Here is a 22,502-nt window from a genome sequence, read left to right on the forward strand (position 1 = left end):
TCTCAAATCAACTCAACTGCAGCCTTCATCACTGTTGGGTTGAGTTCAATGTAACGCTGAGTAGTAGCAATTGACTTGTGTCCAGCCAGTGCCATCAGCACACGCACCCCCACTCCTTTGTCAGCCAGTTTTGTAATGAACGTTCTGCGTCCACTGTGGCTAGTGGCACCAGTCATACGAGAATCTTTGTAGATTTTGTGAAACAACTGACACAGCGTGTTCGCAGTAAATCCACGCTTGGGATTTTTCTGTGTGGGAAACAATGCTCGCTGCGTGTCTGTCAATGTCACTGCCAGCAAGTCTTTCAATCCAAATCGCTCCTGCAAATACTCACTTAATTCTTCCTGCAGTTTTTTGGGCACTAGAACTGTGCGACTGTTATTGCCTTTTGTTTGGCATGCTGCCAGTGCGATTTCGTCCATGACAGCACCATCTGCGCCAAGCACATCACAAATGCGTAGTGCTGCAACTTCCCCTACCCTCATGCCTGCCATGTGTGTGCAAAGCAGCATTGCACGATTGCGTGTAGCGTGCGGTTGCGTGCTGCAGTAGTTCAAAACCTTACGCAGTTCACGCTCTGTAAGTACTCTTGCTTGGCTCATTGCTTTTACTCCAAATGTTGTGTTTACTTGAGTAAAAGTATGTTTTCTTTGTTTTGTTTGGACAACCTTTTTTTGCCTTTGCAAAAACCTGTTCAAGAACAACGAGATACGCAAGAACCACATCTCTTAACTAAATCCTTTGTTTTTTGCTGTGGCACTTTTCCCACGAATTGCACAGCAAGCCCTAAACGCTGTTTTTGGTAGTCTCTGCTACCCAACGCTACGGATACAGTATTTATTGCGTTGTAGGGCTTGTATGTAGGTGGATGCGCTTTGTATACTGAATCACAAACTCATATTGATAAAGATGAAACAGTTAATCACAGCAATTGTTTGGTTTGTTCTAACAATTGCAACCCACGCTCAATCAACCACCTTTACAGGTTTACCTTCAATAAAAATAACAGAAAGTGGCGTAGAACGTTCAGCTGAGAAGCTAGATAGAGCTACAGCTTCTTCACTTTCTTGCGTCATCAAAGAAAAAGATGGAAAGTTTTATTGGGAAACAAGAGGAAACAAACCCTTGCTGAAAATAGACAGCAATGCATTCGTCATTTACTTTGCTGTTGATGGAAGTGGTTATGTGCGAGTTCTCAAACCAGAATTCAAACAAACAGCAGCAATTTCAGCGACTGAAAAAAATTATGATTACGTTGAACACATGTTATTAGGACTGCGAACTGTCACCTACTATGGCGTAGCAAACTAAAATCATCAACTAATCTATTAACAATTAGCGTCATGAACTTTTACAAAATTGCTTTGGTTGCTTCATTTACATTAGGAATGACAACATCATTCGCGCAAAAATCAGAAATATATAGTCCATTTTTCTTTTCCAATCCAGAAAGACTAGATTATGTAAGTGGAGGAGGGTATTGCAAAAATTCTGCTGAGGAGAAAAAATTATGGACAGAAATTAATAAATTTGCCAAATCATTTCTTGTAGTGGTACCAACAATTCCACCAGAGCAAAAAGCTTACATTCAGACAGAACGGAACAGTTCAAACACAAAACGTTTAGAAAGTATTTTGTCTAATTCATTTTATAAAATGAACGATTTGTACGATGAAGTTTCGAATGTAGAACAACTGTCTGCGACTTATTTAAAACATCAAGCACAACTGCCTCTTGGCAAAAAGATGGAAATTATTGGCAGAACACTCGCAAACATCACCAATGAAAATATCGAATACGACGATATGCAAAGAGTTTCTGCAGATTTACGGACAAAAGGTTATTACATTTCAGTAGATGATTTGCGAAGTCATTGGGCTGTAAAGTATGGAATAAAGCGAGCTCTAATTTCTCATTTAATTTGCTATGGCGAAAAATTAAATTGAGATTGCCATCATGACTACCTATGGTTTTAACTTGACTTTAGACGAACAGGAATTCTGGGCTATCAAGGAAGCTATGGAGTTCTTCATCACTACAGAAGCAACTGAATTACGAAAGAAAAATCCACATCTAGTTAAGTTTGCTGCTGATATCAAATTGCATGAACTTCTGTCTACTGGCAAGCTATACAAAGGAATGCAAACAAATAGCTCCAATAAGTTTGGACATCTTTCACGACAACTTACCCCAAGTGTTGCTGACGAAGAAAGCCTTTTTAAAATTGTTATTCAACAGTTGAAAAGCAATCCTAAATTGCTGTCTTTGGCTGGAACACCAATTAGAGACATGTTTTTAGAGAACCCTACACTAAGTAAATTTATTCGTGATTGCATCATGGATTGTTTAGACAATCAAAATCCAAGAATTAGATTTGAGTGCAAGCACTTACTGGAGGATGAAGTGGCTAGGGAGTTATTTTGTAGTCAGATAGGTAAAGAGCTCTATGGCATCAATACGTAAGCTCACCTACCTTGTCTCCGCATAGACTGCCGCCCAATATTTGCGGTAACTGAGCGTTTATTTATTTCGAGTCAAAACAACACCATCATTTCCACTTTGATAAATCTAAATAAGGCTTAAAAGGTGTAACTAAATCTACGTTTTGGAGCCATTCTTTAGCAGCTACTCCTTTCGCTAATGAATCTGAACTAGCTTTACCTTTGCTTTGTAATGACTCAATAACTACTTCCGCTAAAACACTAACATTGCGATGGACGTCACTCATTAATTTTTTGATGTCGTTATCAAATAAAAATGTACTCTCGTGGTACATCTTGAATAATTTTTCAGAACACTCGTTAATACTTTCCTCATTAGTTAAGTCTTTTGATGAATCAACCAATGCTTTAGTTGTATTGAAAAATAATATTCTTTTTTCAAATAAATCTAACTTTAATTTAGCACGAGCAATTTCCTTTTGCTCTCTAGCTATATTGGCTGCAATTAACCCAACAATCAGGACAGGGAAAACTTTTAAGATTTCTACTCCCAACGAGCTGCATATTAAGTTAAGCATAGATGTTCTCCAAAATTTAGATTTACAAGAAACTTGAAATTAGACTGCTTCAATACCCAGTCTCACCTAATCTAAAGTAGCTAACACCAGTGCGCTGCTGCACCTTGCGTTCAATCGTTGCCAGCAACTTGGCAGAAATTTGATTACGCACCACCACAGCGTCATGCACATTTGCCAAGACTGTGTTGCCTGACTTTTTAACTTCTGCTCTAACCATGTCCATCATGATTGTTTCAGCGTGTTGATACAACCAAACAATCTTTTGTGCTGAACTGAACTGTTTGACTTTCTTTCGCTGCTGCTCTGCTGCCATTTCTGCTTGCCAAACAGCATCAACTGAAAACTTGGCAACGATGAATTTATTCAGTGTTTGTTGCTCTGCGTTGAACTTCTTAACCAAGTAGCAATCTATGAAGCGTTTGAGTGCTACTGCATCCTTTTCAAAAACTTCAAACAAAGAACTTTGACTTTCCTCGCCTGTATCACTACGCCAAGTGCCCATGCTGAGTTTTGCACCAAATCCCAATGCAGTCATGGCTGACTTTATAGTGTCTTTGCATTCCTGAGTCGGCTGGGAGTTATAGACTTCAAGAATCACTGCATCAAAGAAGGCTTCTTTGTCTTCCAAGTAGAGCGTCATCGCAGCAAAACTTTGCCTGACATCTAATTTGCGAGATTTCTTTTGTGCATGCCATTCTGCTGCGAATGCCATCTTCCATGAAGTTGAACAACTCTTGCAGTCGTATTCCCACGATGTGCCAAGAAAAGCCATTCGCAGTTCTTTTCTGGTGCTGAGTACGCTGACACCTTCGTAGTAGGTTCTGCCAAATGCTTTCTTATCTATCTTTTGATGCAGCAAACCGTTTGAGACTTGAGCAAGCCTAAGCACATACTCAGCCTGAACTATGGTGTTTTCTTGTTGGTACTTGTTCAGTGCAGTAGAACCCTGCACTAACCCAGTCATGTATCTCTTTAATGCTGCGATATCAACTGGCGAAGTAAAGTACTGAGACTTTCTATCTTTTGCTGACAGCGAGTGGTAGTGGCTTTGATAGTCAGCAACCAAATCCTGCCAATCCTGCGTCAATGAATTTAGATAAGCATCTAGTTCAAGCGCAGTCAATGACTGCAGATACTTCAGCAAATTGTCATTTTTGACAATCAAGTTTGCAGTGGGTTTAAGTACTGCTATTTCCTTTGTGATGTTGTTGGCTGACTTGTTGATGTTTTTGACAAGTGCATGTCCATGCTTGCCCAGCCACTCATGCACACGCCACTTTTTATTGTTGATTGTGGGACTACCATTAATCAATTTGGTTAATGGAATATCGTATGCGTTGTACTTGTGTGCAAGTGGACTTCGTTTTAATAGACTAAATCTCATTAAACGCTCAAGCAAAGCAAGGTACTTGTCCAGTTGCTGCTTGGCTCTATTTGGAGGCTTGGGAAATGCTGACTCCAGTGCTGCTAAAACACTAGGCACATATTCAATTGTCAGCATCATCATTGCACCCCTTGCAAGCCACTGTTTATGCGGGCTACAAGACTGCTAAAAACCGCACGAACTAATGATATATGTAATTACAAGAAATACAAATAAGAAAAGGAAATTGACACGCTAGTTTGACAAGTGGAGCGCAGCGAAACGCAGTTCAAACTAGCAGTGGCAGATGTGCGCTAGCACATCATTCAAATTGAACTACTTGACTTGATATGTGATATCAATATTTGAATCAAATACCAGCACCTAGACTGACTTTGTTTTTTTAATTTATCAACTTCGTTTTTGGAACATTTAGGTTTAACTGATTTTTTAAAATAACTAAATGCAGCTCTACCTTTTCTTAAAAGTTTGACTATAAGATGGAATAAAGTAACATTAAGAACAATATTTTTTTGAGTATGAAAATGGAATTTGGAATTGGTTCAATTGTTGTTATCGCCATCTACACAATCATCATTTTTCAAATGGGAAAGTCTTTTGGCTACAAAGCGGCTAGAGATGACTTAGCTCGAATGGGAAAGTTGTCTGATACAGATAATTAAATTTATATTTGCTTTTATGACAAGTATCTCTGCTTACAGAATCTACAGAACCACATGCTGTCACGATGTCTTTGATGAGCCAATGCTTGCCTCCTCAAATGCTGAGACAGTCTTTCGTTCCAATGAACTGCAAGTAGTTTGCGAATGTGGAAAAAGTTATATCAAGAGTGAACTCGAATTCGTTGGCATAAAGCGGGAGTCAATAAACGATTTAAGAAATATGGGAATATCAGATACGGATATTCCCAGTTTTCTGCGAAAGTCTAATTAGCTTGATGCTTTTAACAACATGAAATCTGACGAAGTTAACAGCGTACTAGGACTCGCTTACCGCGATACTCCTACTATTGAATATCCTTGTGCAACATTGATTCAAACATTAATGCACGACATCAGTGTTAGTCGTGAGGTTGATGACATTGTTCTAGATAAGTTTACTGACTACATCATCATTGAACTTGAAGTTACCAAGTCTGCTTTTTGGTGCTATGAAAAGAATTTGTTTGAAAAATTAATTTTTGACAGTGAAGTTTTTTTAATTTCGCACTCTGAAAAATTAAGTGACTCATCAAATAAATTAATAAATGATTGCATTGAATTGCTAAATTTTTTGGCAGGTGGACAAGAAAATTGGAGTTCTTTACCCAATAAATTTAAGGATTTTGAAGATATGCAATTTTGCGTCAATGGAAATAAAGAAATTCGAATTGATGAGTTTTTTCGAAATCCAAATGTTAAATGCCCATCATGCAGCCATGAATTTTCACAAATTGCTTTTGATGTTGTGAGAACAATTTTCGCAGTGAGGTGTCCCAAATGTGAACAGTCAATCGCACGATAGCTTCACCTAGCCTATTGATTTGACAGTCGCGCACATTAGTTTGTTTTTAAACTTACGGCAGGAAATTTTCCTAACTCTTGTGCCATTGATTGGAATTCAAACATCAATTTCAAGCTAGGAAATTCAAAACCTTCATCATACAAATAACCGTATTGAGTCATTAAATTCTTAAAACTACTCCCATGAAGACTTTTGCAATCGTGAATCGCATGTGCAATTTCATGTCCAAGTGTCGCTAGTACATCTACTTCATCACGAGTGTTTGGTGCAATAAAAATTATATTTTCATCATTAGTAGTCCAGGCTCTGGACAAACACTCACCACGAAACTTCTTACTTTTTTCTGTCGTAAATCCATTGGTTGTAAAACCATACAAGACTCTTAGCTTGGGTACTGAATGCCCAATTTTTGCAAATTTATCGCAAAGTAACTTAGTTGCTTCATGGAGCCATTGCTCAGCAAATTCAAATTTACTTGGTAGAGCTTTTATTTCTTGTTTTTTAGTATCTAATTTTTCTGAAATTGGATGGGCAGTAATATCTTTATTTTCAAATTTCTTTATCAAAATTTTGTATTCGCTTATGGCTTTTTCAACAGGGTAATTAAACATTTCGATTGCTCGTTGCATTTTTCCATCTTTTATGTACTCCCCTTCGACTTTGTAATCTTTAAGATTGCGTTTCATTTCTTCTTCAATTTGTCCTGCAGATGCATGAACATCTTCTGAGAATGAAATTACCCAATCAGAAAAACCACCATAATTTTGCTGTCTAAGTGTTTTACTTCTTTCTTTAATTTTTGTAGTGCTGCCTACTTTCATGTAGCTTTTTTCAATTGAATATGCAATGTACAAAGTTCCTGAGTCTTGATATCTCTTGTCGTAAGCCAAATATTTAGGCTCACAAACTATGCAATTACCACTTGGAGTTTTTAGACAATAACCGCATTTAAAGTGTGGCGTGTATCCATATGTCACCTTGGCACCAACTTCATTAGCTGCTCTTTTCCTCTCTGCTTTCGATGAGATTTTTGATACATCAAGAGTTTCAGCTTCACTGATTCCCAATGCTTTCAGTATGGAAAGTTCTTGCTTTGTAAGTTTTGCCATTTCAAATTTCCTTTCCAATATTTTGTTTTCACAATAATGGAATGTCAAACTTTTAAGGCTGATTAGTTTCAGAGCTAAAAAAACTTTTCTTCAATGAAGATGAACTTATTCTGAATTGCGTTTGCCATTACGTTTAGCTAAGCTTCTAAACGTGCTTGGTGCAATTGGATTGCTAGTTTGCCAAAGTCCACGTCTTTCAATTCGTGCTTTGAGTTCTGCTTGACTGTACAAATCACTATCTATTTTTGACTGCTCTTTTTCGTATTCTTTGTAGTGCCACGCCATTCCAAGTTCAATCATCTGCAAGCAAACGTCTTTGCCTTCAAAAATGACTTTTCCAACTTTGCGTTTGTACTTGTCTAATTTCTTGTATTCAATAGCAATTTCCTGTTGGTAGATGTAATTTGACAATGCACGTTTAGACTGATTGCCAAAGTCCTGTGATTTCTCTGGTGCATCAATACCCATCAATCTAACTTTGTGTTCTGTCTTAGTAGCATCTAATACAGTTATTGTGTCGCCATCACTGACACCAACAACTTTGCCAATCAGTACTTCTGCATAAGTCAGCAGATGTATTGACAGCAGTAACGCAATTACAACTATTCTTTGCAAACTGTAGAACGCCATTTCAGTGCTGCTATATGCGTAGCAGCCCATTCATTCTGTGACTTCATAAAGCCTTCTTGATTTTTAGCAGCAATTGATTTGTCAATTGCATTAGCTACTGCGTAGTTTGCTTCGTAGCACTCCCTTTCTGATTTGGCAGAACAACCAAGCAGCAGGAAAGACATTGGAATTATTATTAGTAAACTATTCAGGTTGTTTCTCATATTTTTTTGTGGATTGCTTATTAAATTTCTTCTCAATCAGCAATTTCATTAACCAAGTCACTGACTAGTTTCTGCTGACTAGTACCAAGCATGATGTACTTTTGAACAAAACGCTGTTGGCTCACAGACAACTCAGTTTCAGTGCCATCTTCCAGTACAACCAACAGTGATTTCTCCTTGTTCCTACCAAAGCGCAGGTACTCAGCACTGGTGTCCAAGACTTGTGCCAAACAAACCAACTTGTCCTGCGTGGGAAGACTGTTACCCAACATCCAGTTTCTCGCTGAGTGAGGTGTTATGGCATTGCCCTTGTAAGCATCATTAAACAGTCGCTGCAACACAGTTGCACTGGCTTTGATTTTTTGAACATTCATAGCAAGCACAAGTCTTGCTGCAAACTCTTTGTTTGCTTTTGTTGTTGATTGCAAGATGTTTCCCAAGGGTTTCGCACCATCTTAGTGGAAAGTACCAAACAATTACAGGGTTTGTAAGCAATTGAATCTTTAGCTTTTTAAATTTCAAATTTATATCTTTTACACCTGAAATTTAATTGTGTATTCAATTGACATAGTAATTTTTACTTGGAAAGTCACCTTTTGCCGCCGCATGAACTAAGTTATTTGCAATAGCCAAATATCTTCGTATCGCTCGCTCTGCACCAATGTCACTTCCTTTTGATTTCACAGAATTTGTAGCCTTGTCATAAAAAATATCACCTGCCAGTGCAGGTGGCAGTCCTTCTACCTTACGTTTTGTATTTTTCCATTTTTCACTTCTCGCCATGTAAAAACGTCTTACTTCTGCAAGCAGTTCTTTAGCTGTGACTTTTTCTTTAACCTTTGTACTGATTAATTGCTGATGAGCATCGTATGTATGCAAGTAAGCACGTAATGCACTGACTTTTATCTCTGCTCCCTCAGTAAGTGTGTAGTTACGTTTAGGCTTTGGAATGTGTCCAATCTCTTTGTAGTGAGAAATTAATAAATCTCTAACTTGATTAGCAGCATCAGTTGGTGTCAATGTTGTAGGGACTGACAGATGTATTAATTCATTTTTATGAATTTCATTTTTGGTTATCGCAACTTTGTGTTTTGGCAATAAATTTTCGCCATTCTCTTTCCACCACTTATCAAACTTTGTGTTTGTGTAGTCACCCCAACCATCGTAGAACTTGTCATTTACCTTCAAGTTTGAAACGCTTTCAGCACGTTTCAAATATTCAAACCACAACCTAATTGCTTCTTTTCCATTTGCGCGCGACATAAGACACTCCTTAGATTGCTTTTTATACGTCTAAGACTTTGTAAGCAAGTTTTAGACATACAAAGACTTAATTATTAACTATTTGGTTTTACTAAAAATTCTCAAAATAATACAATACATACACATAAGGAAATCTTCTTATGTATTTTTATTAATAAACTTAGAAAGACTTACATGTCCAAAATTCACAAAAAAGACACCATCGTATTTGTTACTTTTACTACGCCACCAATCCCTGCATGCTATGAAAAAAACCTGTACCAACACCTTTTTATGAATGTGTGTGCGGTTCGTGGGGAAGTGGAAGAAGATATCCGCGTTATGTGCGATAACAAAGGCGATACTAAATTTATTGCAGAAATTAGATATCAATTTGGCGAAGATTTTTTCGAAGATATGGCTGATGAAATTGGTGAGTTAATTAGCGAACAGTTAGATATATGGCTTGCGAAAAACTGTATTGAAGAATATCAATTTGTATGACGTTCAAAAAGCAACTAACAAAAATTAGTTGCTTTTTTTATCAATACCAAACAATTTCAATTTGAACCAAAGCGAATCAAAGCCAATTCAGGTTGTCCTTGCGTGTTGATGACTTTAAATTTAAGTCACTCGTTCAACACATAAGGAGAAACAAATGAGTGCATTTAATGGTTTGAAATTGGTTGCTGCAAAACGTCCACAAGCAGCAACTCCCATTGTTCAGCGTCGCAACAAATTGAGCCGTCAATTGTGGGAACAAATTGAATTAGCACGTGCTGCAGCAGAAGGACGCACCTACGCTCCCGTCAAATTGCGTAATGTCGTCAACAAAGTCACTGGCGAACGCACAAGAGTTGAAGCAGCCAAACGAATCAAGCAATGGTGGTTTATTGCTGACACTGGACGTGTGTGCTTGCAAGTTCGTTATGGCACACGTGTATTGGAATTGGCTAAAGGCAAAAACAGCATTGAAGTTGCCAATGGCAATGAATTACTGTCAGTCTTAGAAACTGTGAAGCGATGCGTAGAGGCTGGAGAACTAGATAGTCAAATTGACGCTGCTAGTGCTGCTGTACGTGAGCGATTTGTGAAGTGATTGATGCTGGCGCTGAGAACTTACAAATTATTTTGTAATTGTTATGTCTTCTTCGAATCCAAGCACCAATACTGATTTCAACGTCAGTATTGGTGCTGACAACAGCAGCAACCAGAACAATTCACAGCAAAGCATATCAATTGATGGGATTCAAATTGATAGGGAACTAATTGTTCAATTACTAACTAAACATTTAAGTTCAAATTTAACCCAATCACAGCGTTACAAGTTTTCAGAGGCGTTTGAAATTTATCTACGTGAACGCTCAAAAGGTAATCGCAAAAGATTTGTCGCTACTGCAACGAGAATTTACAACAATTTCATTGCCCAATTTGGTGACTTGCATTTAGATGAAATCAAGCATTGCCATGGAACTCAATACAGAGATGCTCAACTTGCTAGAGGATTGAATCCAACTAGCATACGCAAACACTTCAACACATTAAATGCAGTTTTGAATCTTGCTTTCAAACATTTAGACATTGATAGGCTAAGCCCATTTAGGGGTTTACACATTGCAGGCGTCGATGAAGTTAAGCGATACATGCGAACAATCACGCCTGAACTGCTTGAGGAAGTCAAACATCGTCTTCTGATACGTAAATCCCAATACAAACTTGTGGCATTGGTTCAATTGAACACAGGCATGCGGATATCAGAACCAATTTTTGCTAGACGTGAAGACTTGATACTGAAACATGAAATTCCTCATATTTGGGTGCGCAAGAATGAACTTAGCGACAGGAAAACTAAAAGTAGCATTCGTGCCATTCCACTCATAGGCGTATCGCTTGACGCTGCACGTGAATTAGACAAAATCGCAGAACGCGAAAGAAGCGAATGGCTCGTGCCACGCTATGCACATGACAATGGCAATACAAGTTGCTCCGCAGTCATCAACAAATACTTGCGTGACTTGGAATTTAGAAGTCACATGTTTAGACATGCCTTAATTGACAGACTGAAATCATGTAATGACATTCCAACTAGGCTCGCTGAAAGCATCACAGGGCACTCTAGTGGTGGCTCAGACTTCAATACCTACGGCACAGTAGGCTACTCTTTGCAGCAAAAGTTGGAAGTCTTGCAGCGAATTGAGGTTTAGCTAGCATTTCTGAACTTGGAGTTTGCTTTCAAACTGATTCAGCTTGGTGAGCTGTTGTCGTAAAGTTAACGCATCTAAGTTATTTGAATGCGCGATAGAGCTGTAGGAAACGTCTTAGTTCTTATTAAAGTTCTTAATTGTGTATTGCAGATGTGCTCGTAAAGATTTTTTGTATATTTTGATTCTTTGTATTGATAAGCGAATTGATACAACCAAATAAAAGCATCTGCCAATTGAAGCATTCTGCTAAGGTGCGACTCTGTGAAATGCACAGTATCTACTAGCCTTTCTACCTTGACTCCATAGTCGTAGTAAGTTCCATGCACTCTGTAGTGGGACAAGGCTTCTGCAAATTCTTTTGATACGTAATCATTCTCTCTGTCTCCAATAAGCATTCCAATGTCATCTACGCTTTTTAAATATGAATCAACTTGTTCTGTAAGCATCATAAAAGCCATTGATGGAATTTCACTTGGGTGCTTCAGCATTTTTTCTGGTGCAATTTTTACGCATATACGTCTAAGCAAATCACTTGAGCAAATATTTGCCAACTCTTCCAAAATAGCTCGTCTTATGTTGTGATTTTTTTCATGCTTAAAATGATTTTTTCTGTGAAAAATATCAGCAGCGTGAAATTCATTTTCTCTCGCTAACTTTCTATTTGCAAAAAACTTTAAAGCTAATTCATCAACCTTTTTTTCAACTGTTTGGAGATTGACAGCATTGACTACGATTGCACCCAACCAGTAGTAAGGCTGCTTTGGTGGGTCATATTTAACTTCATCAAAATATATGATTTGCATACTGCATTATTGAACTCTCATCAAGAAAGCTCCTAATTTAATAAATACTTTTATGAAAATAGCAGAACTTCAAAGCGCCAGCAAACCACTATCGCCAGAACAAGCGCGAGTGCGAGCGATGAAACAGAACATTGCTAGGCAGAAACTAGCACTGGCTCAAGAACGTGAGCGCCAGCAAAACGCAAAACATGCTCAAAAATTGCACTCGTTACAAAGCAAGTCATTGGGACTTTGAGTCTGATGGTGCTGTTTTGAGTCTTTGTATAACAAACATACAAAGACTTTTTTCAAAACTGACTATAAAGCTAATCAACCAATGCGTAATACAAATGCCAATACCAACTGGTTCTTGTTTCAACTTTGGCTAAACAAGAATAGTCCCATCCAATGGCATCTTTGCACATTCCTACTTGCATAGCATATCGCTGATTCTCTACTCTGACTAATGCAACTGTGAGCCAGACAATCACAGCAAGCAACACGAGTGACGATGCTTTCATTGTCAGTTTTCTCTTCCACAAACTGTGCATTCACCAATATTGTTCAACCTACCTTTGAAAGCAATTAAGAACCAGATGGGTAACCAAATGCCAGCAGTCACTATTGATAGCAATAGGTGAAGAATATGGTTTGGTTTTTCTGCAAGATGAATAGTGGACTTGTTGCATTGCTTGCAATGAAACATATGTTGGTAGGTTGACATATCCGCACCTTCTGTCAGTGACACTAAATTTAGTGCAACTTGATAATTACTTACGCATGATTGCTGGCGTTGCGAACAGCACTAGCAATCATTTCTTTTACTTGCCGTAAATGCTCAACCCTTTGCCAAACGGATTTGTTGGACTATCTGGACTAAATGGATTGCCTGCTCCAAATGGATTGTTGATACTAGTTGGCGAAAATTGACTTCCATATTTGCCAAATGGATTTGCAACGCTATTTGAGTCAAATTGATTTGTATTCAAATTTCCCATGAATTGCCCTTGATTGTTGTACAGCTGTGGGCTGTTAGCACTAGTTCCAAATGGGTTTGTAAACGTGCCAGCTGGTTGAATTGGTGCAGGTGGCAAATATGGATTAACTGTCAAATTGCCTAAGTAGCGATTCTGTGCAGATGCTGAGAACACCAGCGTTGCTGCAACAACTACAGCGATGCGAACATATTTCATGTCGTTTCCATATAAAGTTTATTGATTTTGTAACTGTCTGCTTTTTACCCCTTTAAGTCAATATTTTTCTACATCCGTAAACGAAGCGAGCTTTTAAATTTGCAGCGATTGCTGGCGCTGAGAACAGCAGCAGAATTTCACTGCGCCAGCACACGCCAAAAACTCAAATAGTTGACACGCTTTTGTTTGCTGATAGAATGAAAACGTATCACGAAATTCTGTGATTTGGCTGTAGCACGGTATATCGCACGTAACACGCTATTTGCTTGCAACCCGCATAAACGCTGGGCTTTTGACGAATACTGCAATTGAAAATCCGCGTGTCGATGGTTCGATTCCGTCCCAGGCCACCAATCCAAACCCCAGCAATAGAAATGTTGCTGGGGTTTTCTGTTTTCTGACGGTTTGTTCAAGCGCGTGGTGCAACTGCACGCAGCCACATTTTTTCAACTTGATCACTCATGTTGACTGGCGTCAGTTCTACTTGTGGATGTTCATTTGCGTAGACGCGAAACAATTCATCTGCAAAAGCTTGTCCAATTTCATTCACACTTTTAAAGTCAAGAATAACTTTCTTAAATCGATCAAATCTAGCAATCAATCTTTTTGCTTGTGAACGAGAAATGAGTTGCTCATCTCCTAAACGCGCCAACTTCATGGGGACGATAGTTTTGGAAAAGTCAAAGTCCTCGGGTGCATTCATAAACTGATTAAAGACATCGCTTGTAGTGCGCTCGCTGTCCAAGCCGATACGCATGAACACCACAGTCCCATTTACAAAGGGTCTAAGCTCTTCCATCAGAAAGTCATGTTTTTCATCATGACTAAACTGCAGACCATTTGCCTCAATTTCAAAATTGTCAAACATTCGCGACGTAAAAAAGACGCCCTCGCCGCTGTGCTTACTTGGATCAGTCGTGAACTTTCCTTTTGAAAGTTCGAAAAGTGCTTGTCGCTTATCTGCCAAATTCAATGCAGTTGAAATTTTTTCAAAAATCCCAATGCCATCGTCAGCTACCACCATCGTGATTGATTGTTCTGTTTGAGAAGCTGCAACAAATACCGACGATCCAGAAGAATGGTCGATTGCATTGTTGACCATTTCCGTAAAACCATGTGCAGCGATGTTGGTGACGTTAGCTTTCAGATTGAAGTAGGGTCTGAAATCGCGTGTCCAAATCACATCCTCTTCAAGATCTTTCAGCGCATAAAGTTGTGAAACTCGTCGTTTGTAGCCAGGACTAAAAATAGGTCGCGTAGCGGATCCACTTCTAGCGATCCAACCTTCTCGCTCCAACTGAAGTACGTATCGCGCCGCGGCCGCACGTGTAATGTTCTCGGTTTCTGAGTAAAACTTCGTTAGATCCTTGGGGTGAGCGAGCACATCACGGGTGACATTTTGGGTGAGGTGATTGAATCTCGAGGGCTTTGCCATAGCGTTCACCTGATACTTAAAATAATCTACTGTATATTTAAATTCCTTGGCTGTATACTTAAATCAAATAAAGGGCAAGCACAAATGCCAAACAGATTGTTCCTAGCGCCCACCAAAGGCGTTAGCGCTAGGCATGAGGATCATTCAAATGCTCGACTGATTGAACCTAAACCACAACCAAAACGCGACCCGATATCAAGGTTCCCAATTGCGCGGCTTTGGCCACCACATTTTGGAACGCCGGCGACATGGCATTCTCATCCAACTCTTTGCCGAGCACCTGCAAAGAGTCCATGTAGTAATTGATGGCCAGCCTGTCCATTTCCGGCGCAAAAACAGGAACCACTGCGGTCATGCCTGTGCCCGCACTGAATGCGGCCTTGGCATCTGGCAGCATGGCAATGGCAGCTTGCAAATTGGCCCGTGAAATTTGATATTGGCGCTGAACCAAAACGGGTTGCGCTGTAGGCTCACCAAACACTGTTCTGTAAACATACGGGCCCGATATTGACTGAACATTACCGCCCTCTAATTGCGCGCGCGCAGAATTGACGCTTGCCGAAGCTGCCAACGTTTGAAAGCCATTAATGCCATCTTGGAAGTTTTCAAATCGAACAAACATTTCAAGGTTGCCAGCGTCCTCGCCCATGATGACTTTGAACAATCTGGTTTTGGTTCCTGCATGAGTGGCTTGTTCCGCTAGGCTTTTGGCTTGCGCCAAGGCCGCTTCGGCTTTACCTTGAGCTGGGACGATGATTCTGCGTGAGATGACGGTCATGACAAGTTCCTTTGCTTTGTGAAAATAATCAATGAGCGCAATGTTGAAGATGCGCAAACATATTTCTACGCCTTTCTATTTTTGAAGGGATTAAGGTTTTTACTTATCTAGCCAGCTTTTAGCAGCCGAATTGAACTAAAGAACTAGGTCATTGAATGACAATGCACATGCTTGCGCCAATGTCGTCATACTCCATCATCAAGACAAACAGTTTTTCAAATGAGATCACCTACAAGCATCGTCGACGTCGACCGTCTCGACAGTTGGACCCGTTACAAACCCGGTATGTGCGACTCGTGCGCCGCCAACTGTTGCACCATGCCCGTTGAAGTCAAAATGGCCGACCTCATTCGTTTGGAATTGGTGGACCCGTTTGAAGCCGAGCACGAAGAGCCCAAGCAAATTGCCAAGCGCCTCATGAAAGCGGGCTTCATTGATCACTTCAATTTCAAGAACAGCATCTTCACCTTGGCGCGTCGCAGCAGTGGCGATTGCCAGTTTTTAGATGCAAAGGAACGGCATTGCACGGTCTACGCCAAGCGACCCACAACTTGCCGTACGCATCCACAGGTGGGCCCTAAGCCTGGCTTTTGTCCTTACGGCGCATTGGCGCAAAGCCGCGCCAAATAAACCTCAAGGTTTAGATTTATTGGGCACTGCTTGTGCCTGTGCTGCAGGCACAGCCTTGATGACCACATCACTCGACAAGCCTAAACGCGTGATGGTATTTTTGGCGCGTTCTTTTGATTTGAAATAACCTGTGATGACCGCGAAGCGCGCCTCATCTTTGCCATCGGCATAAATGGGCACGATTCGAGCGTTGGCCAACCAGTCTTTACCTTTGCTGTAAGAAATAGCTTCTTTCAAACTGCCAAAGGTTTGGTGCTGCAATACAAAACTGTCTTCAGGCAATCCCTTCAGCCACAGCCGGCCTTGAACCGCGGTGTCAGGCAACTCTGTAATAACTTTATCTGGAGCGGTTTCTTTGACTGACGGTGTCGGAGGCGCACTGACAACTGCAGGAGCCTCTGGCTGCAAAACTTTGGGCGCTTCTGGCGGACCAGGAACAACCATGGGCATTGGGTTATTGGCTTCATCTTTGACCATCACCACTTGAAGCTTTTCTGTCGCAACTGGTTCTGGCGTCTCTGCGGGTTTGGCGGGTTCTGACTTCAATCCGATGGATTGCGACCCCTGCGCCCAAAGTTGATTTGCCACTTCTGGGTTCATCCATGCAGCCACGCCGACTGACAAAACGAGCAAAGCCATGACAATCAGCGCCCACAACACGCCGTGGTTCGATTTCTTCTTGGGGGGCGTTGCTTGCGGTCGTTTACTGACACTGTTTGAAGCTGCAACTTCAGAAGCGCGGACTGCAGGTGATTCCGTTTTCATCGATTTTTTGGCCAATCGATTGAAAAATTGTATGGCAGCCTCTTCTCTGCCATTCTTGCGGGCTTGCTGGACAGTGCTGAGTTTTTGTTCTGCCGTAGGCATCTCCAAAGCCCAAGAGAGAAACTGCTTGCTTTGCCGTGTGATGGTATCGCTGGGTGCAACATCCGATGCGAACATCAGTACCGCACTGACACCAGAACCCGGAAATTGTTGAATCAATCGAGCTAACAATTCCAGCTCATAGGCCCCCAATGCACTTGCATCATGGACCACCCATACTTTTTCAGGTGCCTGGCCCATTCGTGGCTTGACCGCGATGTCCAGTGACAAATCACTCAAAATTTGGTTAAAGCGCTGCAGCATGGCCTCGGTATCGGCCGGCATGAACACTTCAATTTGGCTGCTGGTCAGCTCATTTTTGAGTCGGCGCAAGAAAGACGCGCCGTAGTAATCCAAAAGCTCGTTGGACCGACTGTGAATGACAATACTTTTACCCTCTTTGGACAGGGCTGTGAGGCAGCTGTCCATTTGCAATCGGTCTGCTGTCCTGAAGAAAAATTCAGGATTTGAAACATTGCTTTGCTCACCCATATCAGTCATTTCACAGAGGCGTCCGTTATTGTCATGTCGATCAAGGCCCAATGATAAGCACTTCGCCAAGCCATGGCTGAATTTTCTGGTCCTGCGCCCCGCATTCGCTGGCCAAAATGGCCTTCCTGCAACAAAACCAGCCTACATTCCACGGAACAACTGCGACGCGCTTCGGCTGACGGCCAGTCTGTCGGCGCGCCCTTTGATCAGCACCTCTTGGCGACCACGCTCATCGCGCTGTATGCCGGCAATGGCATTCACATTGACCAAGGTGCTGCGATGAATTTGCCAAAAAACCTTGGGGTCGAGTTCGTCCACCAACTCTTTGATGGGCTTGCGAATCAAAAATTCTTGTTTCAAGGTTTGCACGCGCGTGTACTTGTCGTCACTGACACAGAACAGCACATCCGCCACGGCCACCATTTGAATGCTTTGCCCAACCGAGGCCTGTAACCAAGACAAGTACTGTACGGGTTGGCCTTTGAGTTGCGCCGACAACACATGCAGCAGTTGTTGAACTGATGCGCTGCCGCCAGAATCAGCAAGACTAGATGCTGTGGCCTCCCTGTCGGAGCCTTCACCGGCCCTTTGTATTAAACGCTTTTGCAAACGTTCGGCCGTGACGCGCAAGCGCTCAGGTTCGGCGGGCTTGAGCACATAGTCCACCGCGCCTTGCTCAAACGCATCCAAGGCGTACTGGTCATAGGCGGTGATAAAGACCATCTCGGGCAACAAGGCATCGTCACCCAAATCGAGTTGCGCAATTTCTTTGGCGGCTTCTACGCCGGTCAAGCCAGGCATGCGAATGTCTAAAAAAATCACATCGGGTTGGTGTACCCGTACAGCCTCGATCGCCTCCAAACCATTCTTTGCTTCGGCAACGATTTCCAAGCTGGGCCAGACCTGCGCCAGCCGCGCACGCAGTTGGTCACGCATCAAGCGTTCATCGTCGGCGATGACTGCGCGGGCTAGGGTGTGGCCTTGTGAATTCATGATCAGGCAGTGACAGTTTGCGCGTCAAGGGGAACCACGCGGTAAGGCACTGACAATTTAGCCAGGGTGCCGGAACCCTCGTAGGGTTCCATGGCGCGGATGCTGAAGCTGGCTTGGTCACCGTAGAGCAAAGCCAAGCGATCACGAATGTTTTTCAAACCAAAGCCATGGCCCGTTTGCGAAGACAAACCAGCCGACTCCGCAGGGAAATAACCCACACCTGTATCGCGCACTGTCACCTCCAATTGGCCATGGTTCACTTCTGCGCGCAAGGTCAATTGACCGCCTTCGGCTTTGGGCTCTAGGCCATGCTTGAACGCATTCTCAACCAAGCTGAGCACCATCATGTGCGGCAACTCGGCAGAATGAAGTCCTTCTGGAATGTCCCACTCAATTTGCAAGCGGTCTTCCATGCGCATTTTTTGAATGTCCAAATAAGGCCGGATGACGGCCAACTCTTGCCCCATGTTGCGCAGCTTGGCCGTGCTGGTTTCACGCATGGAAGGCAAGGTGGCACGCAGCAAAGCGATCAAGCTCTTTTGCATCAAGCTAGCGCGCGGCGGATCGGTTTCAATCAAATGGTCAATGGACGCCAAGGTGTTGAACAAAAAGTGCGGCTCCACTTGGGCTTGCATGGCAGCCAAGCGAGCTTCCACCAGTTGGCGTTTGAGTTGCTCAGCCTCGGCCATGTAGGTTGCAGCAGTGGCTTTTTCTTCAGCTTGGGTTTGGTACTTGAAGGTGACCTTGATGACGATCGAGGTCAAGATCAGCAGAAAAGCAACTTGCGGAATGCCCAACACACCAAAGGCCATCATGAGCAAGAAGGACAAGCCCATGAACAGCTTCCAACTGATGCTCAGCAGCCATTTGGCATAGCCATGAAAAGCATCTTTGAAAGGTTGCCATGCAGAGGGTGCCACGGCTGGTGTGAGGGGGTGTTGGTTTGAATTTGAAGAAGTCATAAGGCCTCGCTGTTTGGAATGGGCCTAATGTAGAAACATCAAAGTTTCAGTGCACGCGGTTTGCGACCAAACGTCAAAACCGGGTGATGAACTGCACAAATTCAGAGTCGAACTGACGCCAGCTTCAATTGCCAGCGCGCTTGCTCTTGGTCAGGTCAACACCCAACTGCTTGAGTTTGCGGTACAGGTGAGTGCGCTCCAGGCCCGTTTTATCGGCCACGCGGGTCATGGAGCCACCCTCGTTGGCCAGGTGAAACTCGAAATAGGCTTTTTCAAATGCATCGCGTGCATCACGCAATGGCAGATCGAGCTCAAAGGTTTGCGACACTTGCAAAGCATTGTCTTGCGGTGCGGCAAGATGACCTGCCGTGCTTGCGGCCGAACCCTGTGGGGCTTGCGAAGCTTGGTATGCCGCTGCGGCTTGGCGCACTTGCTCGCGTGCCAAACCTTGCTCGACGGTTTTCAACAGCTTTTGCAGCGTGATGGGTTTTTCTAAGAAGGCTTGCGCGCCAATGCGAATGGCATCCACGGCTGTGTCGATGGTGGCATGGCCACTCATCATGATGACCGGCATGGTTAAGAGGCCATTGGTGGACCACTCTTTGAGCAAGGTGACGCCGTCGGTGTCGGGCATCCAAATGTCAAGCAAGACCAAATCGGGGCGCATGCGATTGCGCACGTCGCGGGCTTGCGCGGCGTTCTCGGCCAGCTCGACGTTGTGTCCTTCGTCGTTCAGAATTTCCGAGAGCAAATCGCGAATGCCAAGCTCGTCATCCACCACCAAAATGTTTGCCATGTTGCTTTTCGTTGTCTCAGGTTTGCGCTAATTTCTCGACACTGAATGATAACGACACTTGGGCGCCTTTGACCACCCCCTCTTCAACTCGATTGGCAATGTCCAAACGGGCCCCATGTTCATCGGCAATCTTCTTCACCACCGCCAGCCCCAAGCCGGTGCCTTTGGCCTTGGTGGTGACGTAAGGTTCGAAGGCGCGCTGCAAAATATTGGGCGAAAAACCGGGGCCTTCATCGAGAACCGTCAGTTTGACCCGCTTGCGCGCCGGGCTCCAACGCGTCACCAACATGACGTGAGATTGCGCCTCGCTGGCATCTTGTGCGTTTTGCAGCAGGTTGTGAACCACCTGGCGGAGTTGCTGGGCATCGCCCTCAATCAGCGGCAAAGTGGGGTCCAAGTCGGTGAATATTTGGGCACGCGTGGCGGTCTCTGAAGGCTCTTGGGCATAGAGGCCCATCACGTCCATGATGAGGTTGTTCAAATCCAGTGGTTTGAGGTCGGCCGAGGGCAAGCGGGCGTAATCCCGAAATTCATTGACCAAGCGCTTCATGGCGGCCACTTGTTCCACAATGGTTTTGACCGATTTGGACAGCACCGTTTGGTCGGCCTCTTCAAGCTTGCCATCCAATTTGCGCTCCAGCCTTTCAGCCGACAACTGAATGGGGGTGAGCGGGTTCTTGATTTCATGCGCCAACCTACGCGCCACTTCGCCCCAAGCTTGCGAGCGCTGCGCCGAGACAATTTCAGAAATGTCATCAAACACCAACAAGCGCATGCCATCCGGCAAGATGGCACCACGCGCCACCAAAGTGACCGAAGTGGCCTCGAGGCCTTGACCCGAAGCATGAATTTCGAATGACTTTTGCCAATGGTCAAGCTCGTGGCGGTCTTTGTCCGCGCTCAAAAGTTCAAACTGTTCTTGCACGCCAATGGCAAAGCTTTGCAAATTGGGCAAGCTGAGCAAGGCCGTTTTTTCGTGGGCGGCCAAAGGCACTTTCAAAACGCGTGTAGCACCAGGGTTGGACGACTGGATGATGCCGCGCGCATTGAGCACAATGACGCCCGCCGTCAGGTTGTCCAAAATGGTTTGCAAGTTGCCACGCGCAGCATCCAGTTGCATCAGGCTTCGCTCCACCGCACTGCGCGCGTCGGACAACTGCTGGGTCATCTCGGCAAACGATCGCGTCAAACCACCCAGCTCGTCTTTGCCCTGCAAGGTGTATTTGGGTGACAAGTCGCCCTTGGCCACCTGCCGCATACCGTGCGCCAGCAACAACAAAGGACGGGCCAATTGATTGCCCAACAGCATGGCCAACAGCACGGAGGCCAGCACCGCCATGATGAGGCTCAAGGTGAGTGTGCCGATGTACATGCGGCGCAAGCCGTCTCTGGCCATGGCACGCTCTTGGTATTCACGGTTGGCCAACTGCACGTCCAAGGCATTGGCCACCAAGGTGGCGGGCAGTTCTTGCGAAATCTGCAAGACCCATGGGTCTTCGCGCAGGCTGAGGCTGTTTTGGGGTACCAAGGTCAGCACTTTGATGCGGCCAGTCGGTGCGCCTACGGTTTCGTCCAAGCCCTCCACAATTTCCACACTCAGTTTGTTGCGCACTTGTTTGAACTGGGCGGCTGTGGGCCGTTCGGGGCGAATGGAAAATCGAGACTGGCCAGCCGTGGCAATGAGGCGCCCATCGGAAGACCACAACACTGCGTCGTTGGCGTCCATTTGCGCACGCACGCGGTCTAGCGTCAAGGCAGCGCTGGCTTCTTGAACATCGACCAATTGCTGCGCGGCCACACGTGACTGTTTGGCCAAATCACCGGTGAGGGTGTCCAAGGTGGCGCGTCCCAAGTTCAAGCCCGCCACCAAGGCGCCTTCGACCTTGACGTCAAACCAGCTTTCAATGGAGCGCGACACGAACTGATAAGAGACCACATAAATCAGGACCCCGGGCACCACACCGACCAGCGCAAAAATGGCGGCCAACTTGACCAGCAAACGCGAGCCAAATTGCCCTTGACGCACCCGAATCACCAAGCGGGTTAAGCCCCACAGCAGGCCCAACAACAGCAAGCCTGCCACCACGGTATTGACCAAGTACAGGCGCTCGTAATTTTGATCGTACAGGGCGCGGTTGCTGGTCGCTTGGGTCAGCAAGACCAGCAAGCCTAGGCCAATGGCAAGCAAAACCACCACGCCCAAGCCAACCAACCAGCGCACCGTTTTAGACGGTTGGGCGCCAGTGGCAATCAAATCTTGTGGATTCCGACTCATGGGGGCAA

General features: G+C 43.9%; 25 protein-coding genes and 1 pseudogene. 10 read left to right on the forward strand and 16 right to left on the reverse strand.

Going from position 1 to position 22,502, the window contains the following annotated elements:
• Positions 1-2 precede the first annotated feature (2 nt).
• Positions 3-725 (reverse strand): tyrosine-type recombinase/integrase, encoded by a 723-nt coding sequence (locus B9Z46_RS10820; RefSeq protein WP_369907436.1) that lies wholly within the window; start codon positions 723-725, stop codon positions 3-5.
• Between the two features lie 184 nt (positions 726-909).
• Between B9Z46_RS10820 and B9Z46_RS10825 the strand changes: the two genes are divergently transcribed.
• The 3 genes from B9Z46_RS10825 to B9Z46_RS10835 are packed head-to-tail and all read left to right on the forward strand — an operon-like array spanning position 910 to position 2,463.
• A complete protein-coding gene (locus tag B9Z46_RS10825; RefSeq protein ID WP_108256387.1) occupies positions 910-1,311 on the forward strand; it encodes a hypothetical protein in 402 nt (133 codons plus the stop codon).
• A gap of 32 nt (positions 1,312-1,343) precedes the next feature.
• Positions 1,344-1,946 (forward strand): hypothetical protein, encoded by a 603-nt coding sequence (locus B9Z46_RS10830; RefSeq protein WP_146179258.1) that lies wholly within the window; start codon positions 1,344-1,346, stop codon positions 1,944-1,946.
• 10 nt (positions 1,947-1,956) lie between these two features.
• Positions 1,957-2,463 carry a hypothetical protein gene (locus tag B9Z46_RS10835; protein WP_108256390.1) on the forward strand — a complete coding sequence of 169 codons (507 nt, stop codon included), beginning with the start codon at positions 1,957-1,959 and terminating at the stop codon, positions 2,461-2,463.
• 85 nt (positions 2,464-2,548) lie between these two features.
• On the opposite strand, the gene B9Z46_RS10840 is transcribed toward B9Z46_RS10835, so the two are convergent.
• Positions 2,549-3,019, reverse strand: coding sequence for a hypothetical protein (locus B9Z46_RS10840; RefSeq protein ID WP_108256392.1), 471 nt, complete (start codon positions 3,017-3,019; stop codon positions 2,549-2,551).
• 49 nt (positions 3,020-3,068) lie between these two features.
• On the reverse strand, positions 3,069-4,520 hold the full coding sequence (locus B9Z46_RS10845) for a hypothetical protein (protein WP_158268427.1): 1,452 nt from the start codon (positions 4,518-4,520) through the stop codon (positions 3,069-3,071).
• A 407-nt stretch (positions 4,521-4,927) separates the two neighbouring features.
• Here B9Z46_RS10845 and B9Z46_RS15130 point away from each other — a divergent pair, with 407 nt between their 5' ends.
• A complete protein-coding gene (locus B9Z46_RS15130; protein WP_158268428.1) occupies positions 4,928-5,065 on the forward strand; it encodes a hypothetical protein in 138 nt (45 codons plus the stop codon).
• A 289-nt stretch (positions 5,066-5,354) separates the two neighbouring features.
• Positions 5,355-5,906, forward strand: coding sequence for a hypothetical protein (locus tag B9Z46_RS15060; protein ID WP_146179260.1), 552 nt, complete (start codon positions 5,355-5,357; stop codon positions 5,904-5,906).
• Between the two features lie 35 nt (positions 5,907-5,941).
• Here B9Z46_RS15060 and B9Z46_RS10850 read toward each other — a convergent pair whose 3' ends face one another.
• The 4 genes from B9Z46_RS10850 to B9Z46_RS10865 all read right to left on the reverse strand — a co-directional run bounded on the left by B9Z46_RS10850 (position 5,942) and on the right by B9Z46_RS10865 (position 9,111).
• Positions 5,942-7,015, reverse strand: coding sequence for a GIY-YIG nuclease family protein (locus B9Z46_RS10850; RefSeq protein ID WP_108256396.1), 1,074 nt, complete (start codon positions 7,013-7,015; stop codon positions 5,942-5,944).
• A 105-nt stretch (positions 7,016-7,120) separates the two neighbouring features.
• Positions 7,121-7,645, reverse strand: a complete 525-nt coding sequence (locus tag B9Z46_RS10855; RefSeq protein WP_108256495.1) for a thermonuclease family protein — start codon at positions 7,643-7,645, stop codon at positions 7,121-7,123.
• Positions 7,646-7,880: 235 nt separating this feature from the next.
• Positions 7,881-8,288 (reverse strand): hypothetical protein, encoded by a 408-nt coding sequence (locus tag B9Z46_RS10860; protein WP_158268429.1) that lies wholly within the window; start codon positions 8,286-8,288, stop codon positions 7,881-7,883.
• Between the two features lie 118 nt (positions 8,289-8,406).
• Positions 8,407-9,111, reverse strand: a complete 705-nt coding sequence (locus B9Z46_RS10865; RefSeq protein ID WP_146179262.1) for a hypothetical protein — start codon at positions 9,109-9,111, stop codon at positions 8,407-8,409.
• A gap of 174 nt (positions 9,112-9,285) precedes the next feature.
• Between B9Z46_RS10865 and B9Z46_RS10870 the strand changes: the two genes are divergently transcribed.
• The 3 genes and pseudogenes from B9Z46_RS10870 (at position 9,286) to B9Z46_RS10880 (ending at position 11,294) form a co-directional block, all read left to right on the forward strand.
• Entirely contained in the window at positions 9,286-9,594 is a 309-nt protein-coding gene (locus B9Z46_RS10870) for a hypothetical protein (protein WP_108256402.1), read from the forward strand.
• A 151-nt stretch (positions 9,595-9,745) separates the two neighbouring features.
• A pseudogene (locus B9Z46_RS10875) lies at positions 9,746-10,189 on the forward strand (DUF6641 family protein); the annotation flags it as partial.
• Positions 10,190-10,232: 43 nt separating this feature from the next.
• Positions 10,233-11,294 carry a tyrosine-type recombinase/integrase gene (locus B9Z46_RS10880; protein WP_108256406.1) on the forward strand — a complete coding sequence of 354 codons (1,062 nt, stop codon included), beginning with the start codon at positions 10,233-10,235 and terminating at the stop codon, positions 11,292-11,294.
• A gap of 74 nt (positions 11,295-11,368) precedes the next feature.
• On the opposite strand, the gene B9Z46_RS10885 is transcribed toward B9Z46_RS10880, so the two are convergent.
• A complete protein-coding gene (locus B9Z46_RS10885; RefSeq protein WP_108256408.1) occupies positions 11,369-12,097 on the reverse strand; it encodes a DUF3800 domain-containing protein in 729 nt (242 codons plus the stop codon).
• A 52-nt stretch (positions 12,098-12,149) separates the two neighbouring features.
• On the opposite strand from B9Z46_RS10885, the gene B9Z46_RS10890 reads away from it, so the two are divergent.
• The gene (locus B9Z46_RS10890; protein WP_108256410.1) at positions 12,150-12,332 is read left to right on the forward strand and encodes a hypothetical protein; all 183 of its coding nucleotides are present in this window, start codon (positions 12,150-12,152) and stop codon (positions 12,330-12,332) included.
• 565 nt (positions 12,333-12,897) lie between these two features.
• Here B9Z46_RS10890 and B9Z46_RS10900 read toward each other — a convergent pair.
• From B9Z46_RS10900 to B9Z46_RS10910, 3 genes are all read right to left on the reverse strand, one after another.
• Positions 12,898-13,269 (reverse strand): hypothetical protein, encoded by a 372-nt coding sequence (locus B9Z46_RS10900; RefSeq protein WP_108256412.1) that lies wholly within the window; start codon positions 13,267-13,269, stop codon positions 12,898-12,900.
• 409 nt (positions 13,270-13,678) lie between these two features.
• Entirely contained in the window at positions 13,679-14,704 is a 1,026-nt protein-coding gene (locus B9Z46_RS10905) for an STAS-like domain-containing protein (protein WP_108256414.1), read from the reverse strand.
• A gap of 166 nt (positions 14,705-14,870) precedes the next feature.
• Entirely contained in the window at positions 14,871-15,482 is a 612-nt protein-coding gene (locus B9Z46_RS10910; protein ID WP_146179263.1) for a hypothetical protein, read from the reverse strand.
• A 219-nt stretch (positions 15,483-15,701) separates the two neighbouring features.
• On the opposite strand from B9Z46_RS10910, the gene B9Z46_RS10915 reads away from it, so the two are divergent.
• A complete protein-coding gene (locus B9Z46_RS10915; protein WP_055359615.1) occupies positions 15,702-16,112 on the forward strand; it encodes a YkgJ family cysteine cluster protein in 411 nt (136 codons plus the stop codon).
• 3 nt (positions 16,113-16,115) lie between these two features.
• Here the strand turns inward: B9Z46_RS10915 and B9Z46_RS10920 are convergent, their stop codons facing one another.
• From B9Z46_RS10920 to B9Z46_RS10940, 5 genes are all read right to left on the reverse strand, one after another.
• A complete protein-coding gene (locus B9Z46_RS10920) occupies positions 16,116-17,405 on the reverse strand; it encodes a hypothetical protein (RefSeq protein WP_158268430.1) in 1,290 nt (429 codons plus the stop codon).
• A gap of 204 nt (positions 17,406-17,609) precedes the next feature.
• Complete coding sequence (locus B9Z46_RS10925; RefSeq protein ID WP_108256420.1) at positions 17,610-18,461, reverse strand: LytTR family DNA-binding domain-containing protein; 852 nt, start codon at positions 18,459-18,461, stop codon at positions 17,610-17,612.
• A gap of 2 nt (positions 18,462-18,463) precedes the next feature.
• Complete coding sequence (locus B9Z46_RS10930) at positions 18,464-19,423, reverse strand: sensor histidine kinase (protein ID WP_108256422.1); 960 nt, start codon at positions 19,421-19,423, stop codon at positions 18,464-18,466.
• A 124-nt stretch (positions 19,424-19,547) separates the two neighbouring features.
• Positions 19,548-20,219, reverse strand: a complete 672-nt coding sequence (locus tag B9Z46_RS10935) for a response regulator (RefSeq protein ID WP_108256424.1) — start codon at positions 20,217-20,219, stop codon at positions 19,548-19,550.
• Between the two features lie 16 nt (positions 20,220-20,235).
• A complete protein-coding gene (locus B9Z46_RS10940) occupies positions 20,236-22,494 on the reverse strand; it encodes an ATP-binding protein (protein ID WP_108256426.1) in 2,259 nt (752 codons plus the stop codon).
• Between the last annotated feature and the right edge of the window lie 8 nt (positions 22,495-22,502).

It is taken from the genome of Limnohabitans sp. Hippo4, from assembly GCF_003063605.1.
Classification (GTDB): Bacteria; Pseudomonadota; Gammaproteobacteria; order Burkholderiales; family Burkholderiaceae_C; genus Limnohabitans_A.

Coding starts and splice junctions, on each gene's coding strand:
- B9Z46_RS10820 (WP_369907436.1), bottom strand. CDS start 725: ATGTGGTTCTTGCGTATCTCGTTGTTCTTGAACAGGTTTTTGCAAAGG.
- B9Z46_RS10825 (WP_108256387.1), top strand. CDS start 910: ATGAAACAGTTAATCACAGCAATTGTTTGGTTTGTTCTAACAATTGCA.
- B9Z46_RS10830 (WP_146179258.1), top strand. CDS start 1,344: ATGAACTTTTACAAAATTGCTTTGGTTGCTTCATTTACATTAGGAATG.
- B9Z46_RS10835 (WP_108256390.1), top strand. CDS start 1,957: ATGACTACCTATGGTTTTAACTTGACTTTAGACGAACAGGAATTCTGG.
- B9Z46_RS10840 (WP_108256392.1), bottom strand. CDS start 3,019: ATGCTTAACTTAATATGCAGCTCGTTGGGAGTAGAAATCTTAAAAGTT.
- B9Z46_RS10845 (WP_158268427.1), bottom strand. CDS start 4,520: ATGCTGACAATTGAATATGTGCCTAGTGTTTTAGCAGCACTGGAGTCA.
- B9Z46_RS15130 (WP_158268428.1), top strand. CDS start 4,928: ATGGAATTTGGAATTGGTTCAATTGTTGTTATCGCCATCTACACAATC.
- B9Z46_RS15060 (WP_146179260.1), top strand. CDS start 5,355: ATGAAATCTGACGAAGTTAACAGCGTACTAGGACTCGCTTACCGCGAT.
- B9Z46_RS10850 (WP_108256396.1), bottom strand. CDS start 7,015: ATGGCAAAACTTACAAAGCAAGAACTTTCCATACTGAAAGCATTGGGA.
- B9Z46_RS10855 (WP_108256495.1), bottom strand. CDS start 7,645: ATGGCGTTCTACAGTTTGCAAAGAATAGTTGTAATTGCGTTACTGCTG.
- B9Z46_RS10865 (WP_146179262.1), bottom strand. CDS start 9,111: ATGTCGCGCGCAAATGGAAAAGAAGCAATTAGGTTGTGGTTTGAATAT.
- B9Z46_RS10870 (WP_108256402.1), top strand. CDS start 9,286: ATGTCCAAAATTCACAAAAAAGACACCATCGTATTTGTTACTTTTACT.
- B9Z46_RS10880 (WP_108256406.1), top strand. CDS start 10,233: ATGTCTTCTTCGAATCCAAGCACCAATACTGATTTCAACGTCAGTATT.
- B9Z46_RS10885 (WP_108256408.1), bottom strand. CDS start 12,097: ATGCAAATCATATATTTTGATGAAGTTAAATATGACCCACCAAAGCAG.
- B9Z46_RS10890 (WP_108256410.1), top strand. CDS start 12,150: ATGAAAATAGCAGAACTTCAAAGCGCCAGCAAACCACTATCGCCAGAA.
- B9Z46_RS10900 (WP_108256412.1), bottom strand. CDS start 13,269: ATGAAATATGTTCGCATCGCTGTAGTTGTTGCAGCAACGCTGGTGTTC.
- B9Z46_RS10905 (WP_108256414.1), bottom strand. CDS start 14,704: ATGGCAAAGCCCTCGAGATTCAATCACCTCACCCAAAATGTCACCCGT.
- B9Z46_RS10910 (WP_146179263.1), bottom strand. CDS start 15,482: ATGACCGTCATCTCACGCAGAATCATCGTCCCAGCTCAAGGTAAAGCC.
- B9Z46_RS10915 (WP_055359615.1), top strand. CDS start 15,702: ATGAGATCACCTACAAGCATCGTCGACGTCGACCGTCTCGACAGTTGG.
- B9Z46_RS10920 (WP_158268430.1), bottom strand. CDS start 17,405: ATGGACAGCTGCCTCACAGCCCTGTCCAAAGAGGGTAAAAGTATTGTC.
- B9Z46_RS10925 (WP_108256420.1), bottom strand. CDS start 18,461: ATGAATTCACAAGGCCACACCCTAGCCCGCGCAGTCATCGCCGACGAT.
- B9Z46_RS10930 (WP_108256422.1), bottom strand. CDS start 19,423: ATGACTTCTTCAAATTCAAACCAACACCCCCTCACACCAGCCGTGGCA.
- B9Z46_RS10935 (WP_108256424.1), bottom strand. CDS start 20,219: ATGGCAAACATTTTGGTGGTGGATGACGAGCTTGGCATTCGCGATTTG.
- B9Z46_RS10940 (WP_108256426.1), bottom strand. CDS start 22,494: ATGAGTCGGAATCCACAAGATTTGATTGCCACTGGCGCCCAACCGTCT.